The 17,066-nt window shown below is 43.2% G+C and carries 17 protein-coding genes; 3 read left to right on the forward strand and 14 right to left on the reverse strand.

Features of this window, described 5'->3' with window-relative positions:
- Positions 1 to 10: 10 nt before the first annotated feature.
- From flgK to flgM, 3 genes are read right to left on the reverse strand one after another with little or no spacing between them, the layout of a single operon-like run.
- Positions 11 to 1,720 carry a flagellar hook-associated protein FlgK gene (gene flgK / locus ACTQ1L_RS10935; RefSeq protein ID WP_321112051.1) on the reverse strand — a complete coding sequence of 570 codons (1,710 nt, stop codon included), beginning with the start codon at positions 1,718 to 1,720 and terminating at the stop codon, positions 11 to 13.
- Positions 1,721 to 1,761: 41 nt separating this feature from the next.
- The gene (gene flgN / locus ACTQ1L_RS10940) at positions 1,762 to 2,274 is read right to left on the reverse strand and encodes a flagellar export chaperone FlgN (RefSeq protein ID WP_441367131.1); all 513 of its coding nucleotides are present in this window, start codon (positions 2,272 to 2,274) and stop codon (positions 1,762 to 1,764) included.
- A 31-nt stretch (positions 2,275 to 2,305) separates the two neighbouring features.
- The gene (gene flgM, locus ACTQ1L_RS10945) at positions 2,306 to 2,581 is read right to left on the reverse strand and encodes a flagellar biosynthesis anti-sigma factor FlgM (protein ID WP_441367133.1); all 276 of its coding nucleotides are present in this window, start codon (positions 2,579 to 2,581) and stop codon (positions 2,306 to 2,308) included.
- Positions 2,582 to 2,907: 326 nt separating this feature from the next.
- Here flgM and ACTQ1L_RS10950 point away from each other — a divergent pair, with 326 nt between their 5' ends.
- Complete coding sequence (locus ACTQ1L_RS10950; protein WP_321112046.1) at positions 2,908 to 3,255, forward strand: helix-turn-helix domain-containing protein; 348 nt, start codon at positions 2,908 to 2,910, stop codon at positions 3,253 to 3,255.
- A gap of 106 nt (positions 3,256 to 3,361) precedes the next feature.
- Here the strand turns inward: ACTQ1L_RS10950 and ACTQ1L_RS10955 are convergent, their stop codons facing one another.
- The 11 genes from ACTQ1L_RS10955 to ACTQ1L_RS11005 all read right to left on the reverse strand — a co-directional run bounded on the left by ACTQ1L_RS10955 (position 3,362) and on the right by ACTQ1L_RS11005 (position 15,864).
- Positions 3,362 to 3,832: a hypothetical protein gene (locus tag ACTQ1L_RS10955; protein ID WP_441367135.1), complete on the reverse strand. Its 471-nt coding sequence runs from the start codon at positions 3,830 to 3,832 to the stop codon at positions 3,362 to 3,364.
- Positions 3,833 to 3,927: 95 nt separating this feature from the next.
- Complete coding sequence (locus ACTQ1L_RS10960) at positions 3,928 to 5,292, reverse strand: radical SAM protein (RefSeq protein WP_441367136.1); 1,365 nt, start codon at positions 5,290 to 5,292, stop codon at positions 3,928 to 3,930.
- Entirely contained in the window at positions 5,280 to 5,837 is a 558-nt protein-coding gene (locus tag ACTQ1L_RS10965; RefSeq protein WP_321112043.1) for an HdeD family acid-resistance protein, read from the reverse strand. The genes ACTQ1L_RS10960 and ACTQ1L_RS10965 overlap by 13 nt, the downstream gene beginning before the upstream one ends.
- Before the next feature lie 138 nt (positions 5,838 to 5,975).
- Positions 5,976 to 6,581 carry a TetR/AcrR family transcriptional regulator gene (locus ACTQ1L_RS10970; protein WP_441367138.1) on the reverse strand — a complete coding sequence of 202 codons (606 nt, stop codon included), beginning with the start codon at positions 6,579 to 6,581 and terminating at the stop codon, positions 5,976 to 5,978.
- Positions 6,582 to 6,747: 166 nt separating this feature from the next.
- A complete protein-coding gene (locus ACTQ1L_RS10975) occupies positions 6,748 to 7,410 on the reverse strand; it encodes a DUF3877 family protein (protein WP_441367139.1) in 663 nt (220 codons plus the stop codon).
- 38 nt (positions 7,411 to 7,448) lie between these two features.
- Positions 7,449 to 8,765: a [FeFe] hydrogenase H-cluster maturation GTPase HydF gene (hydF, locus tag ACTQ1L_RS10980; RefSeq protein ID WP_321112040.1), complete on the reverse strand. Its 1,317-nt coding sequence runs from the start codon at positions 8,763 to 8,765 to the stop codon at positions 7,449 to 7,451.
- 12 nt (positions 8,766 to 8,777) lie between these two features.
- Positions 8,778 to 10,205 (reverse strand): [FeFe] hydrogenase H-cluster radical SAM maturase HydG, encoded by a 1,428-nt coding sequence (hydG, locus tag ACTQ1L_RS10985; protein ID WP_321112039.1) that lies wholly within the window; start codon positions 10,203 to 10,205, stop codon positions 8,778 to 8,780.
- 26 nt (positions 10,206 to 10,231) lie between these two features.
- Complete coding sequence (hydE, locus tag ACTQ1L_RS10990) at positions 10,232 to 11,365, reverse strand: [FeFe] hydrogenase H-cluster radical SAM maturase HydE (RefSeq protein WP_441367142.1); 1,134 nt, start codon at positions 11,363 to 11,365, stop codon at positions 10,232 to 10,234.
- A 25-nt stretch (positions 11,366 to 11,390) separates the two neighbouring features.
- Entirely contained in the window at positions 11,391 to 11,636 is a 246-nt protein-coding gene (locus ACTQ1L_RS10995; protein ID WP_321112037.1) for a TM1266 family iron-only hydrogenase system putative regulator, read from the reverse strand.
- 886 nt (positions 11,637 to 12,522) lie between these two features.
- The gene (locus ACTQ1L_RS11000; RefSeq protein ID WP_441367144.1) at positions 12,523 to 13,629 is read right to left on the reverse strand and encodes an HD domain-containing phosphohydrolase; all 1,107 of its coding nucleotides are present in this window, start codon (positions 13,627 to 13,629) and stop codon (positions 12,523 to 12,525) included.
- 12 nt (positions 13,630 to 13,641) lie between these two features.
- Positions 13,642 to 15,864 carry a DUF342 domain-containing protein gene (locus ACTQ1L_RS11005; RefSeq protein WP_441367145.1) on the reverse strand — a complete coding sequence of 741 codons (2,223 nt, stop codon included), beginning with the start codon at positions 15,862 to 15,864 and terminating at the stop codon, positions 13,642 to 13,644.
- A gap of 173 nt (positions 15,865 to 16,037) precedes the next feature.
- Here ACTQ1L_RS11005 and ACTQ1L_RS11010 point away from each other — a divergent pair, with 173 nt between their 5' ends.
- The gene (locus ACTQ1L_RS11010; protein WP_441367147.1) at positions 16,038 to 16,559 is read left to right on the forward strand and encodes a hypothetical protein; all 522 of its coding nucleotides are present in this window, start codon (positions 16,038 to 16,040) and stop codon (positions 16,557 to 16,559) included.
- 64 nt (positions 16,560 to 16,623) lie between these two features.
- Positions 16,624 to 16,815, forward strand: a complete 192-nt coding sequence (locus ACTQ1L_RS11015) for a hypothetical protein (RefSeq protein WP_321112032.1) — start codon at positions 16,624 to 16,626, stop codon at positions 16,813 to 16,815.
- Positions 16,816 to 17,066 lie beyond the last annotated feature (251 nt).

The following is a 17,066-nucleotide window of genomic DNA, read 5'->3' on the forward strand; positions in this document are numbered from 1 at the left end:
CTCCTCCTGTTTATATTAATCCTACTATCAGCTCTGTCATCTGGCTGATTACCGTAATATACCTGCTGGAAGCGTTATAGGCTGACTGGAATTTTATCATATTTGTCAGCTCCTCATCACTTGAAACTCCCATTATCTGATTTCGCTGATTGTCGATAGCCGCTGTGGTTGACGTAAGTGTGTCAGTCGATGATTTATATACGCTGCCGGAGGTTCCAAGCCTTGAAATTATCTTGTCATAATAGCCCTCAAAATTGCACTTTGATGTGTCATTCGGGTTAATATACAAGCCCTCATTGGCCCATGCTTTGCTGATTTTATCACCAAGTCCATAGTCTGCTGCTCCATCCTGATTATATGAAGGCATCAGGGTAACCTGCGCAACTACCTTTGGATTTACAGTTACATTTCCAAGCTTATACCATGATGACAGGTTTGCATTTGTCTCGCCATTGTATACATAAAACTTCTGACCATCAATTTCTGTTTCCGTATATCTGTCATAGCCGTTTCTTGAAAAGAGCTCTAACGGTGGAAGCTTTCCATCCTCTCCAACCGAGCAGTTTTTGGTATCCAGCACGGTGTACTGTGTGCCATCTGCCGCGGTATATGTGGTATTTGGACAGAATATATCGTTCATTGCCATCATTATATTTCTGGCAAGATATGAAATCTCAGCCTGGGTTTCCATAACAATATTGTCCTCTACCTTGCTGTAATTCTCATCCGACATGAAATCGAAGGTTCCGTATTCTGAACCTCTTGAAACCAAGAGTCCCTTGAGACTTCCTATATCATTATTAAGACTTGTCGCAATGTCCGTAGTCTGTGTGCTTCCAACCCTATTTGCAAGTGATGACGGCAGTGTGACATCATTGAATACCGGCACGTAGTTTGCATCTGTGGAAATATTAGGCCAGTACGGAGTGTAAAAGCCTGTGCCTTTTTCCTCTGAAAGTCCAATATGATTGCACCTGTTATCATGCACAAACTGCTGTCCCTCCAGCTTTACATGTACAAAGCCTGTAGAATCCTCCTCTGCCTCAATCTTGGTATAGCCTGAGAGCTCGTCTAACAGACTATCCCTTTCATCACGCGCAGTCATTGCTGTCTGCACTCCTGATGCCTCTGTCTTTTGTATCTCAAGATTGAGCGCATATATCCGGTCTCCGATCTCATTGATTCTGTCAACCTGCTCTTTAATTTGCATATTGATATTGGACTGGTATTTTTGAAGATCCGAATAAACCGTATTGCATCTCGTCAAAAAAAGCTCACTCTTTTGAACTATAAGATTCTGATTGGTTGAATTTGTCGGATCCTTGCCAAACTCCTGAAATGCCTGCCAAAGCTCCGATATACTCTCCTTGAACTCAGCTCCGTTCATCTCCTGCATGATATCCTCAACATATGAGCTTGTATCATACAATGATGAGTAAAACGCTTTTCGTCCGTTCTCCTGTCTATACGATTTATCTAAGAAAATATCCCTGACGTGTGCCACGTCCGATACCGATACACCCAGTCCACTCTGCTGGATGTTTGTATACTCTGTAGCACCGTTTCTTGTAATATAACCTTTATCTGAAAACCTTACCTGCTGGCGCACATAGCCTGTCGTATTGACATTAGCCATGTTGTTTGCTGTTGTATTAAGAGCATTCTGCGCATTTATAAGTCCGGAATTACCTACATAAAAGCTTCCGAATCCATTTGCCATGTTCCTGTCCTCCGAGTCATTAATTACTGCATTAATAATGATTATTGCTTCGCATCAAAACCGCTGCTTCCCAGAATATCGCCTGTATTATAAGCATTTCTATCATAATTGGCGGTCTCCGGTGCCTGTCTCATGCTCTTGAACAAGGTTATGTCAAATTCCGCGAGTTCTATTGCCTGAGCAAGTAATTGTGAATTTAATTCATTGATTTTTTGCATCTGTGCTGCCGCATCAAGCAGTCTGTCCCTTGCTGTAGTCAGCTTCGCCTGAATATCCGGCTGTGCGCCGAGATATCCAATCAGTCTGGTGACTGTCATCTGCTCCTGTGACTTGCCAAGTACATTGGCAATATCCGTAAGAAGTGAAATCTGCTTATTACTCTTTGAGAGGAGCTCATCACTTGCTTTCTGGTCTGCATCTGTAAGCCTCTCGAGCTCCGGGATATCTGCATCAATAATAATCTGACGCTTTTTCTCCCCATTCGCTGCAAGTGTCATATAAATTTTTTCTTCCTCTGCGAGCACATTGATAAGCTCTTCCACTAAACTAGCCACTATAAAATCCTCTTTTTCTTTTCACCTTGTCTTATAAAGAATTGTACTTCTCTAAAAGCTTGCTTGCGAAATCATCTCCGTTTACCTGATACTGTCCGGAGTTCACCATATTCTTAAGCTGAGCGACTTTATCTTCCCTGATGTCCGAAGCTTCTGATACTGCTTTTTTCGCAATCTGGTAATCTCTACCGGCCTGCGAAATTGATACCTGATCAGACACACTTGCTGTGCCTTGTGTCTTCTGCGTTCTCGCGGTCTTTGATACTCCGTACAACTGTGCTATCTGATTATATGCATCTATACGCATAACAGGTTCTCCTTCCTTTTATATTTCATCCTTGAAATATGTGTAAAATTTATTTCTTGACTTATTTATCGGATGTTTCGAATATTTCTTTAGAGTGGCGTGGAAATTTTCTCCGGAAAAAACACAATTCTCTGACAGCATTGCTTTTTGCGCAGTTTTTTATTCTTGCCTGCATAGAATTTCAGACTTATTATTGTCTGTTTTATTTGCGTTTTTCTATCCAAATCAGAAGTGTTTGCTGGTAATTTCTTCCAAATATAGAATATTCTTGCAAAGTAACTATTTAAAGCCGCCTTGCAGATTTTATTTTTCCGGAGGAATTTATTATGACTACAAATGAAAACATTGGAAAAGTGTTGAAATACTACAGAAAGCTCAACAAGCTGAGCATGGATGAGGTAACCAAAAAGCTTGCTGAGCACAATATTCATCTTTCAAATAAAACCGTCTATGGCTGGGAAAACAATCAGAATCCACCTTCTGCCGACAAATTTCTTTTACTCTGTGATATCTATAAAATTTCCGATATCAATCATTCATTTTTAAATAAAGATAATAAACGACTGAAGCTAAGCAGCGATGAAGTGCTTCTGCTTGAGCATTACCGAAATATGCCTGAAATGCAGTCTGCAGTCCGCAAAATCCTCAATATGCCTGAGCCGAAATCTGTATAATATCCGATAACACAACAGCTATCGCTCAATAGCCCTAATTGCTGTTATAACGCCGGCCTGACACTGCACTGTCAAACCATGCGTCACAGCATAAATTCGTACAGGATTACTCATTAATTCCGGTGAGAATCGTTGTAATATGTGTGGATTTGATACCCTCTGTAACTGTCTGCAGCAGTATGCGGTAAGTATCCTCAACAAGCTCACAGTCACCCGGTTCAATTCCAAGCTCTGATGCTTTTTTCAGAATAAATTTCACCTTGTCATCATCATGCTCAACCGCATAAATATCATCAAACATTCCTGCATAATATCTGTCTATAAACCTGCGCTTGGCAACAGTTTCTATCACTGTTCCCGAGGTGGTGAGTACATACAGCCTCGTACCATTTGCCTTAGCCTTCATGGCATACTCCTTAACCTGCATGACAGGCCTGCACCATTCGTAAGTATCCTCACCATTCGCCTTGCAGTAGTCTGCCCACTGCACATCCGACATACCTATCTGAAATCTTCCATCTACCCTGTAACACGGACTGCTGAGAGTCCCGTCTACATCTATGAACATCGCTTTCATGTTAATTCCCCGCACTCATATAATCATTTTTCTGCGTACACAGATTGATTATATCAATCTTATAGCTGATATTCAACATAGATCTCCGGGTTAAACTAATGTCCTTCCTCCGCCCAGAGCTTATCGGCATATGGCTTCCATGCCTGCGCATATTCCTTACACTTGCTGCACAGGTGCTCCGCGCTCTCAGGCGACTGCAGATCCGTTGATTTTGCGCCGGTTTCCTTTACGAGCCTCTGTAAAATCTCGGGATTTTCAAGCATCGGACAAGGTCTGTAGTGATTCTCATTAAACGGCTGGTTATCATGGTATGCCATGAAAAGCGGCTGCTTTAAAATCTCAAGCATGCTGTGTGTACGGATGTTGGCTCCTGAATAGTGTATGAATACACATGGCTCAGCATCACCGTTGGCATTGATATGGAAGTAGTTTCTTCCGCCTGCGATACAGCCTCCGACAAACTCACCGTCGTTCTGAAAATCCATTGTGAAAATTCCCTTGCCGCTTGTCATATTTCTGATTTCACGAACACGGTCCTTGATGTAAAGTCTCTGCTCCGGGTTCGGTAAAAGCTCCAGTGATGCATCGTTTCCGACAGGCATATAGTGGAAGTAAAGCGCATAGCGGCAGCCCTTTTCCACAATCATATCGATAAACTCATCGCTGGTAACTGTCTCATAGTTCTTTGATGTGTAACATATTGATGTACCGAACACAAGTCCATTCTCTTTAAGCAAATCCATCGCATGCATAACCTTTGCAAATACACCGGTGCCTCGTCTTAAGTCGTTTACCTCTGAGAAGCCCTCAAGACTTATTGCAAGGTACAGATTTCCGATACGTTTTAAGTCTGCGCAGAAGGCCTCATCCACGAGTGTGCCGTTTGTGAATGCCAGAAATGCACAGTCACTGTGCTTCTCACAGAGCTTAACAAGGTCTGCTTTTCTGACAAGAGGCTCCCCTCCTGTAAACATATACAGATATACTCCAAGCTCCTTGCCCTGTGTTATGACCTTATCCATCTCATCAAAGGTAAGGTTCAGCTTGTGACCATACTCTGCCGCCCAGCAGCCTGTACAGTGCAGATTGCAGGCACTTGTCGGATCCATAAGAATGAGCCATGGCACATTGCAGCCATACTTTTCACGATTTTTACGGATGGTTTTTGTGCCGTAAACAAATGCCTCAAAGCCCAGATTGAGCGCAATTGTCTTTAATACATGAGGATCTATCTCGTTGATAAGACGATGCATGTACTTGTTGAGCGTGCAGTCCTTATCACAGATCATCTTGCGCGCACTGTCATAGTTTAAATCAATCTTCTCATCGCCCATGAATTTCTGCCACATGTCGATGAGCTTTACAACCTCTGTCTCCGGGTCCTTGCAAAGTCCTTTTACAATGTTGTCACATATTTTTGATGCAGCAAGTCTCGCTGCCTGGTGTCCTAAATTTCCCACTTTGTATTCCTCCTTATTGTTTCAACGGTATTTCTGACGACAAATAAATTTAGTATTCCGTCAAGACTCAAATTCAGTCCTATTAGTCTAACTATCATGCCTGCGGTCTCAAATGGTGTCACAAGAAGCAGTATTCCCACAAATGCCACTACAAACGACATCACGAGTATGAGCCACCATCTCTCGATGCCAAAACGCTTTGCTTCCACTGCAGTCTGTATCTTTAAGGCTGCGTCCACCAGCATAAAAATGCCTATCGCTGTGGACAATATCTCTATAATATACTCAGATTTCTCTATAATTATGATTCCAAGCACTATTGAAACTATACCTAACGCAAGGTCAAACTGAAACGCAAGCTGAAATAAATCCTTTGCAAAATATCCAGACAGCTTTGTCACTCCGTATACTATGAGAAACACTCCATACACCACGCACAAAGTCCTAAGTCCAAGCTGTGGCGCAAATAACAAAGCTGCCCCCAATGCAATCAGGCATATTGTCATGACAGTGTATGCATTTTTCACACGTACCAATGTATGCATAAAGTATCTCCCTCCTTTTTGTCTGCTATTCTAATCCACCATAATCGTCTTTAAAATGGACAAAAAAATAAGAGTGTCTGAAATTCAGACACTCTGTCAAATCTGTTCGAATTATTTTGTCATCCAATATCCGCCTGCCTACAGGCAACACTCAATCATATCATAAATTGTGGCCTCGAAGGAGTCACCGATTCTCTTAACAATATCTCTGTTGTATTGGCTTTTTGACACTCCTATGTCATTTGCCGTAATGTTCTCAGGCAGGCTGCTCATCATACTGCCTCTCTCAATCCACTTTATTGTGCTGCCCACGATTCCGTTGCTGTAAAATGCCGTGATAAAAGCAATGTCACTATCATCCAGGCTATAGCCCTCTGCCTTTTCCAGCACAAAGCGGCGCACCATCTGTGTGACCACGGCATCCAGATATTTCCTCAGCACCCTGCCGTTTTCAGACGCATAAATGTGCATTATCGCCTCGCGGTTATTAAGAATAAGGGCAGCGGCTCTGGCATATGCATCATGAAATGTCACGCCTTCCTTTGCCTCATCCATCACAAGCCTGACCTCGTCCTCAAATATGACCTCAAGCACATCATATATGTCCTTGAAATAATAGTAAAATGTATTTCTGTTTATCTCACACTGCTCGCATATATCCTTGACTGTAATCCTGTCAAGCGGTTTGTTTTTCAGTATATGTAAAAAAGTCTGCATTATGGCTTTTCTGGTAAATGTTGCCATGTGTATATCTCCTGCTGTGCATATTATACATAAACCCTACTCTCAACCGCCATTATATTAGATTGTTATATTTTTGTCAAACTATGTCTCCGTGTAACTTCAAAGTAAATTCAAAGGCCAACACCAAAAGCAATATTTACTCTATGCCTGCATCTAAACATATCCATTAAAATCCAAAATCCGCATAATCCTGCGGCAGAAACCTATGATATATGATATGACAGCCCTCATCATGGAAGCAGTAATAATATGTGTCATACGGGTCATTTAAGAAGCGGATGTAACAGTCAAACTCGCCGTTTTGCATTTCTTTTTTCTCGATGTCGTCCGAGTATTTGTAAAACAGCTCTGTTATCTGCTCCATGGTACAGCCATGCGTGCCGACAAGCGCTATCAGCTCACTGATGAACTCATTGTCTGCAGTGTTTTCATGCACATACTCACTGCCCTCAGGTGATATTTCTATACAGAAACGCTCATTTTTTGCGGTAACCTTTATCTCGCCTATGGTATCCGTAAGCGGTCTTGGAAGGTTGTCCGGTGCAAGAATTTCAAGCATCTGCTGCTCTGAAATTATGCCGGCCGCAATTTTATTGTCATCCCCTGCACACTCAAAGAAATGTCTGAGCGTGGAGAGGGGATAATACAGTCTGACTATTTCCTTCCTGTAACCAAGCTTCGCCTGCTGCTCCTTTACAATGTCAATAAGGCTCTTCGCCAGACGAGCGTAACCGGTGGCGCTATAATCGCTGCTGTAATTATTGCTATAATTACCTTTATAATCGCCACTATAATTCACTTTGTCGTCAAAATCACTTGTTTTCGTCATACCGATAGCTTCTCTTTCTCCCGGCTTTTAAGGCTTTTCTAGGGCATGCTCACCTTATCGAGTATTCCTGTCAGGTGTGCTATAGCCACGCCATAGTTTGTCATAGGCACATGCTGTGTGCGTGCCCTGTCTATCCTTGATAATACATATTTTCTGTTAAACATGCATGCGCCACACTGAATAACGAGGTCGTACTGCGAAAGATTATCAGGGAAGTCCGTACCGCTTGTAATATCCACGGTAAGCTCCTCACCGACACGTTTTTTAAGCAGGTTCGGAAGCTTCACCCTGCCTATATCCTCTGCGAGAGGCGCATGTGTGCAGCACTCTGCGATGAGCACCCTTGAGGATGGCTTTAATGCATCTATTGCCCTTGCACTCTCCACATAGTATGGCAGATCCCCCTTGTAGGCTGCAAAAAGCACTGAAAATGATGTGAGCATACTCTCTGCCGGCTTGTGCTCGTACACATAGCCAAACACCTGTGAATCTGTCACGATAAGCTTTGGTGCGCGCGATAACGCCGCAAGCGCATCTGTCATTTTGTCAGTCGTCGTGCTCATTACAAGGCATTTTCTATCGAGCAATTCCCTGAGTGTCTGCACCTGTGGCAGTATGAGCCTGCCCTTTGGCGCCTGGATATCCTGCGGCATGACAAGAAGCACCAGGTCTGTCTCACAAACAAGGTCTCCGAGGATAAATTCCTGTCCGAAATCCTCAGGCAAAAGGCGTGTGAGTGCAGAGATAACGGCATCCATTCCCTTGCCCTTTAATGCGCTGACTGCTACAACCTCAAAGCTATTGTCTGCATTTTTGCCCATCACAGCACTGTTTTCCTCAAAAACCCAGCTCTTTGCAGCCTCTATTGCAGCATTGTCAAGCTTTCCTCTGCTCTTTTCCTGTGCCTCAGCAGAAAGCAAAATCTCGTCTATCTTGTTTAAGGCAAATACAACCGGAGTATGTTTTTTTGCAAAAAGCAGACTCCATTCTGCCTCATCCTTAAAAGCCTTTTTAAATGGAATTCCCGCCTTCTTCGCAGCAATGACCTCTGCAATATCAAGCACTACAACGGCTATATCTGTTTTCTCTGCTGCCAGATGAGTCTTTTCCACACGTCTTTCACCAAGCTCACTTTCATCATCAAAGCCCGCCGTATCAATAATCACACAAGGTCCTAGAGGATGAATCTCCATTGGCTTGTACACTGGGTCGGTTGTCGTACCAGCCACATCGGCCACAATGGAAACCTCCTGCTTTGTAACCGCGTTAATCAGTGATGACTTACCACTGTTTGTCTTTCCGTATATACCTATATGAAGTCTGTTGGCAGAAGGTGTCTCATTCAAATTTCCCATATGTATCCTCCTTTAGAAACGGAAATCACGTTTTCCGTCTGCAATATCATGTATATGCTCATAGCAGGTCTGCTTAACCTTTGGATTGGTAATCTTTTCGATTTCCCTGTCGATGAGCTTCATTCCGAGCTCCTTTGTCTGCGGGCTTGCGTAGTCCTCAAGGTACTCCTTCAGTGTCATGAGCGCGTTCGGATGACAGCAGTTAAGTATCTGCATACTCTTGCACAGTGCCATAAAACGGTCTCCTGTTCTGCCCTCTCTGTAGCAGGCTGTACAGAAGGAAGGGATATAATCCATCTTCATAAGCCAGTTTACCACCTCGTCGAGTGTTCTCTGATCGCTGACATCAAACTGCTCTGATGTTGCCTCTGCATTTTTCTCAGCCTCCGGGTCTGCATAGCCTCCGACACTTGTCTTTGATGCGCCGCTGATCTGTGAAACACCGAGCGGCAGAACCTTTTCACGGACAGCCTGGCTCTCACGGGTTGAGATTATCATTCCTGTGTATGGCACTGAAATACGGATAAGTGCGCATATTTTGGCGAAGGTATCATCACTGATGCCATTGTCAAATACATCCGGGTCTATATCGTCTGCGTGCTTTATACGCGGCACACTGATGGTGTGAGGACCTACACCGTGCACTGCTTCAAGGTGCTCTGCATGCATCAAAAGTCCGGCAAACTCATACTTGTACTTGTCCAGTCCGAAAAGCACACCAAGTCCCACATCGTCAATGCCACCCTCCATAGCACGGTCCATGGCCTCTGTGTGATATGCATAGTCATGCTTTGGTCCTGTCGGATGAAGCTGCTCATAGCTCTCCTTATGATATGTCTCCTGGAAAAGTATGTAGGTTCCGATTCCTGCCTCCTTGAGCTTTCTGTAATTCTCCACTGTAGTGGCAGCGATATTTACATTTACACGGCGGATAGCTCCGTTTTTGTGCTTGATGCTGTAGATTGTGTTGATACACTCGAGAATGTACTCAATCGGATTGTTTACAGGGTCCTCTCCTGCCTCGATTGCAAGACGCTTGTGTCCCATATCCTGAAGAGCTGTGACCTCTTTTACGATTTCCTCCTGAGTGAGCTTCTTTCTCGCAATATGCTTATTTTTCATATGATATGGACAGTAAACACAGCCGTTCACACAGTAGTTTGACAGATAAAGCGGTGCAAAAAGCACGATTCTGTTTCCGTAGAAGTCCTTCTTTATCTGCTGTGCAAGCTTGTAAACCTCATCGAGCTTCTCCGGAATCTCACAGGCTAAAAGCACTGATGCCTCTCTGTGTGTGAGTCCTTTTTTGAGCTTTGCTTTCTCGATAATCTCATCGATGAGCCCTATATTATTTTTGTTTGCCTCTGCGTATTCGAGAGTCTCTTTGATTTCCTCGTCTGAGATGAATTCCTCAGCCTTTAATGATTTTACGTTGTACATTTTTATCTCCTTCTATATCCCAATGTTTATATTTTAAATTTGTAACGTTCAGTACATTCACAGTTGTGAGCCGCAAGCGCATTAGAATCAGCTGCGCTGATGGTCATATCTGCGTAGTCTCCGCGCGACACCACCACCTGATATCCTATGCTCTTCATCCGGTTTTCCATACAGTAGCGGCACTCTGCAGCCTCATCTCCTGTGCAGATTTTATTGTCGTAGAGCTTGTATTTGTCGCGTACATTGACCGGTGAGAGGTTTGGCATCACGACATTGGCACCCGACTGTATGCCCTTTTCCCTGCCGAGCGGATGGATTGTGCCAAGCGCTGTCGTGGCTGGAAGCAGCACCTTGGGATGTATGAGCCTGATGATTGAAAGCAGGCGAAGCGTCTCGTCCATGGTTCCTGACTTCTCATTTGCAAATGGCGTATCCTTCTGCGATATGAAAGGACCGATTCCAACCATGTGAGGCTCAAGCTTCTTTATAAACTGCAAATCCTCGTACAAGGTCTCCACTGTCTGTCCCGGCGAGCCGACCATGAAGCCGCAGCCCACCTGATAGCCTATCTCTTTCAAATCCCAAAGGCACTGCTTTCTGTCTGCAAGTGACATCTCTGCCGGATGAAGCCTACTGTAATGCTTTTCATCCGCGGTCTCATGGCGCAGTAGATATCTGTCTGCCCCTGCATCAAAATAGCTCTGATAGCTCTCCTTTGACTTTTCACCGATAGAGAGTGTAACTGCGCAGTCCGGATACCTTGCCTTAATCCCGGACACTATCCCACAGATGCGCTCATCCGTGTAGTACGGGTCCTCACCGCCCTGCAGCACAAAGGTACGAAAACCAAGCTCATAGCCACTCTCGCAGCATGCCATAATCTGCTCCGTACTCAGGCGATAGCGGTCCGCGTGAGTATTGCTGTGCCTTATGCCGCAGTAAAGACAGTCGTTTTTGCAGTAGTTGGTGAACTCTATCAGTCCTCGTATAAAAACCTGATTGCCATAGGTCTCGTGTGCTTTCTCTGATGCACTCTTTCTCAGGTAATCAACCGCCTGCATATCATCCGTTTCAAGCAGCATATGCAGCTGCTCCAAGGTGATATTCCGGCAGGCCTTAATTTCATCTATAATTTTTATTATTGCTGTATTTTCGGTCATGCTTTCTCCTGTAGTCTGGTCTGCTTTATTTATTAGAGTAAACGGTCTTCACTCCTATGCCATTCAGCCTGCCAATCCTGCCGGACAGCGCACTGATAATATCCTGCGGTGCGTCAATCGCCACACTGATGATATTCACGTTCTTTTTCTCGTAAGGGATACCCATGCGGCCCACAATGAAGCTGCCGTACTCATGCAGCATATGGTTAAGCTGCTCAACCGAATCAGGGTTTTCAACTATAATGCCAATCAGAGCTATTCTTGTTTCCATGTGTTACTCCTTATATCTTGTATTTAATGTGAACAAAGCTCCCACCATTAATTGAAAATCCGCCTCTTTCGAGGCTTCTCCGCAGCTTGACGCTGCTACAATTTTCAATTTATGTTGGGATGTCCAATAAAAGAAGGGTGCACTTCGCCGGAAGTACACCCTAAATCTTAAAATGTTCTTCCTCCTCATACGTGAAGCAACTATCATCTGCTCACAGTATTTGGTGTCAGTGACTCTGAATTATGCCATCAGAGCCTTCAATGTCTGCAGGCTTGAAGAAAGAGAGCTATTATCAGCATGTCTCGCTTCTTGCGTGCTATCTAATATCTAATCTGATTGTATCATGTCTAAATCATTTCAACAATATTATATCTGCTTGTTTCCCGAAATATACACTATTTTTTTTTGGGGGGCTGCGAGTGGCATACATACTCTCTCAGGAGCGAATAACGTAGCTGCTTAGTGTCTGTAGAATTATGCGCATGAATCGCAGAAACTCACCTGCATGGACGCAGGTGAGAGGAGAAATCGCGCCATGGACGGCGCGTTTCGACGTTTTCGTCAAGCATAGAAGCCCTTCAAAACATAATTCATACAGACACTTTGCAGCGCAGTGTAGCGAAAGTGAGAGTGTGTATGCCACTCGCAGTACCAAAAATGTGCAGGCTCTAATATTTTTGAACAAAAAAAGAACAGCCATCGTTCTGCTGTCCTTTAGGAGAAGGTATTTTACTATGGGGATAGTAAAAATATATAATGTATTGGGGGGTTTTTACGTTAATTATAGTATCACGTGCTCCTTAAAATGTCTATTATCGTGATGCACAAACATGCATAAATTTTCGATTATTTTTTATGCAATATATATAAATCAATGAGTTTTTCCCTAATCACTCGCCTCAAGCATGTCATATTTGTCAGCCAGCTCCTCAAACTGCTTTCTGCATTCCCTGAAGCACTGCATAAGCTTTGGGGAGAATACTCCGCACTCACCCACCAGAATCATATGATAAGCCTTGTCCTTTTCAATAGCATCCTTATAAATACGCTTGCTGACAAGCGCATCATATACATCAGCAATCGAAACAAGCTGCGCTGAAATAGGAATATCCTCACCTGAAAGTCCCTCCGGGTAACCATTGCCATCGTATCTCTCGTGATGATAACGGCAGATGTCCCAGCTTGCCTTTGCGTATTCCTTGTCCCATGCTTCATCAATCTGCCCAAGAATATCACAGCCCTTAATCGTATGTGACTGCATATACTCAGATTCATCGCGTGTAAGCTTACCGGGTTTTAAGAGAATGCTGTCCTTTATGGCAATTTTACCTATATCATGAAGCGCGCTCGCAGCAACAATCACTTCTATTTTCTGTGGTGTAAGCCCGTACTCATGGTATTTTTCTGCCACCTTCGTTGCAAGAATATTGGTAAAACCCTTAACCCTCTTAATATGCGGTCCTCTTTCCAGATTACGGTACTCAACAACTGTACCAAGCACATCAATAATCATTTCATTGCTCTTTTTGATTTTTTCCGCCTGCAGCTCAAGAAGCTTGTTCTGACGCTGCAAATTCTGTGTCTGTATCTGTACCTTTTCTTCAAGATTGTTTCGATATGTAAAAAGGTCTACCAAATTGTCAACACGGCTCTTTACTATTACATTGTCAAATGGCTTTCTGATAAAATCAGAGACTCCCTTTTCCAGATATTCCCTTTCTGTCTCATATGTGGATTCAGAGCTGATAATTATCACTGGTGCTTTTTCAAGGAGTCCTGTTTCTTTTATATGGCCAAGCACATCTAACCCATCTACACCTGACATATCCAGCGCAAGCAGTACTGCAAGAAGCTCATCCTTTAGCTTATCTATAAGCCCAATTACCTCCTGTCCCTCTGATGCCTGCACTATTTTATAATGGTCGCCCAAAACGATGGAAAGCATCTCTCTGTTCATCTCTGTATCATCTGCTATAAGTATCTTATCCCTCATATTTCCTCCATGCTATTTATGCTGTATCACATCAATACTGTGATTTCTGTTAACGAGCTCTACTTTGGAAAGTGGCACATTATCCAGCTTTCCATCATTTATTTCGACAGATGTGCCATCATACATCATACCCTTTATGCGAAGCACAGCATTATTAAGCTGCTGTTGCTGTCTGGTAACCTCTGCCATGCTGCTTATCAGGGATTTCTTTTCCGTTTCCTTTGTAAAAATTGCGTTTTCCAGCTTAAGAAACAGAGGCATGGTATTGCACACCTCAGGCTCAAATCTATTTTTCATATCATCCAGTGCTTCATTGAGAAGCCTGATCTGCTTGTCCATTTCCTCCATATCCTGCCTGAATTTATGCTGCACATTCTGCTGTCTAACATTTCCAAGGGTCACCTTGGTAAATGCGCCGTTTCTGTTGCCTATATCAACCGTCTCTATTTTCTTACCGGCGTACACCACACCTCCACATATCTTTGAGTATGCCTTTATGCTGTCCGATGCCTTGATTGCACATTTCATATAGTAATTGCTGATAATATCAGCAGCCTCAATAGTAACATTTTCAAAGTATTTTCCTATAACATATCCAACCGCCGTTACGAAAGCCTCTCCATCACCATCTACCCCGCCTCTGATAAATATATTTCCCAGGCAGCTAAGAGAAGCTCCACTCACACTTCCATCAACCACAATATCACCTGTAGCATGGATTCTGACCCTGGTGTGCACATCTGACTTTATGTAAATACATCCGTTAAAATCTATATTATCCGTCACTGCATTATCGCCGGAAAGTACAAGCAGTCTCTCCACAAAAAGACTTTTATTGCGGATGGCAACACAGCCGTCTATCTCTGCAATATATGTCTTTTTATCTCCAAGCAGTGTAAATCCCTCTCCCTTAAGTACAGGAATATCTTTTCCAGAGCTGGCAGGTATTTCGGTTCCGTCCACCAGATGCCCCGGCTTTCCCGGCTCAGCGGCGTGATAAATGGCAAGTGGCTGACCTCTGTGTGTGTTTGTATACCAGGATATATTTTCAAAATCTATTTCTTCATCCGGCTTTATTGTATCAAACAAAAACTGATAATAACCATCCGCTCCCTTTACCGGCAGCTCTCTTTCTGCTATCGTAACAACCTCGCCTCTTCTGCCTCCGGAGGCAATTTCATCAATAAGCGCTTTATCTATTCCTGCTACAACTCCATTGCGCTCAAGCTCACGCTCAATAGCTTCCTTTGTCAGTCTCACCGTATCGGACTCTATATACATAAAAGCCTTCTTCTTATCCTCCGAAATAACAACCCTGACTGTCTGCGTGTCAGCACTTGATTCCACTGCCTGCTTTACTTCGTTGTACTGGGCTGCGCTTATCCTGTCTATTCCATGGTCATGCTGTTTTCTCTCAAGCTCATACTCAGCCTCTGCATCTATCTGCTCCTGCTCCATACTCTTTCTGATTTTGCGCATATCCGCGGCAGAATGTACCATGCTCTTATATTTTGAAATATCAATTTTATTCTGCATGCCAATACGAATTTCACGCATCTGTTCCCAGCTATAAAGCACCTTTGCATATACCGATACATCCACTCGATTCTCAAGTCCCAGCCGGATTTCACGCATCTGCATCCACGAATACTCAGGCTTTGCATAAATCGATACATCTACACCGTTTTTTAACCCCTTCCATATTTCCCTTATGGCAATGCCACGGTATGAGGTATTGAGATATTGGTCAATTTTACAGCCATTGTTGAGCGCATGCCTGATTTCTGCAAGCTGCTCCGGATCATAGCCTGCCTTTATGTACGGCAGTATATTCTGCTTATCCTTTACGGCCTTGTGCAGCTCCCGCAAAAACTCGGCCCCTACCGCAGCAAAACGTTCAAGCTCTATGCCGTCCTCAAGTCCTTTCCTGATTTCACGCATAACCTCATAGGAATATTTTTCCTTTGCATAGCATGACACATCTAGTCCTTTTTCAAGGCCTATGCGGATTTCCTCCATCTGAAACCAGTCAAAGCTTCTGCCTGCATACCACGATACATCCAGTTTCTCTTCAAGTCCAAAACGAATCTGGCGCATCTGTATTGCCAGATAATCTATTCTTGCATACTGTGAGACATCAAGTCCTTCATCGAGTCCCAGCCTTATCTCTTCAAGCTGATAATCCGAATATCCCTGTGCTTTATATTTTTCAATCATTTTTTCTGAATCTGCCATATATACTCCTTTTATTAAGCAAGAAATGGTATTTTCGTACTACATAATTAAAATATATCATAATTTATCACAAATTTACACCCAAAATATAATTTTATTTTTTTTAAAGTTGACATTTTTAACCTAAAGGAAGAAAATAGAAACATAAATTGGAAGGAAAGGAGCGGACTCTCATGAAGAAAATACTGGTTTTACCACTGTTGCTTTGTCTTATATTCTGTTCCTTTCTAAGTCTCGACAAAAATCTGGACGAATTTGATCCTGACCGCACAGCATACGGTTCATACGATCACAGGGTTGTCTGGGGCTCTTATGCCTCTTCTGATAAGGCCGCGCTTCCACAGCAGGAAGTTTTGGACTCACGCGCAGTGCTTTATTCAGAGTCAGATATGTCGGCACTCATGGATTGCCAGTATATAGTGGAAATACCTTCTTTTCCTGCAGTCATATGCCGCATCCGTACCTCTTCGCTTGGTTTTTTAGGCAGACTTACATCCAATTTAAGCTGGCTGGGTGCGTTACTCCAGTTAATACATATTATTTTATTCGCATATGCCGCTATCGTGGTCATGCGCATATGCCTCACAAACACGAGCCGGCGCTTTATTATCCGTTTTATCCACGACAAGGATGGGCATAAACTAATTTCCCTCGCTGATTATTTCAAAACTCGCGCATATGCGGAGGAAATATAACTTAGATACATTAAATAAACATTTTCTCCGCGTCATGCTGATAAAGTAAAACGGAGGATTTAAAATGCTTGAAACAATAATAATTGTCGTGTGTGCTGCCGTTTGTATCGGCGCTGCAGCCTATGCCTGGTGGATGGAGAGCGGTCCTGAGAAGGACGACAGTGATGCAGCCGGAAAGAACAGCAAAGGCCATGCTTATACCAGATACGACAGCAATATCAAGGAATATGTTGTCTTTCATAAAGCAGACAAATAATGATAACATTTATCAACATTAGTAACTATAAACCTAAATAAATCATCTTTACCCGGATGATTTATGGCAGAACAAAACGAGCCGCAATCCTGATACCCACAGGATTGCGGCTCGTTTTTATATTTCTGTATCTTAACTTATCCTGAATTATTCACGGAATAACAGCATCAGCAGCTGAATTCCGCGCAGTTACTGTATTTTAATTGAATATTGCTTTTCACCTATTTAGTGAATAGAAAAAGACCACTATC

The organism is Agathobacter sp. LCP21S3_B2, assembly GCF_052118705.1.
Lineage (GTDB): Bacteria > Bacillota > Clostridia > Lachnospirales > Lachnospiraceae > Roseburia.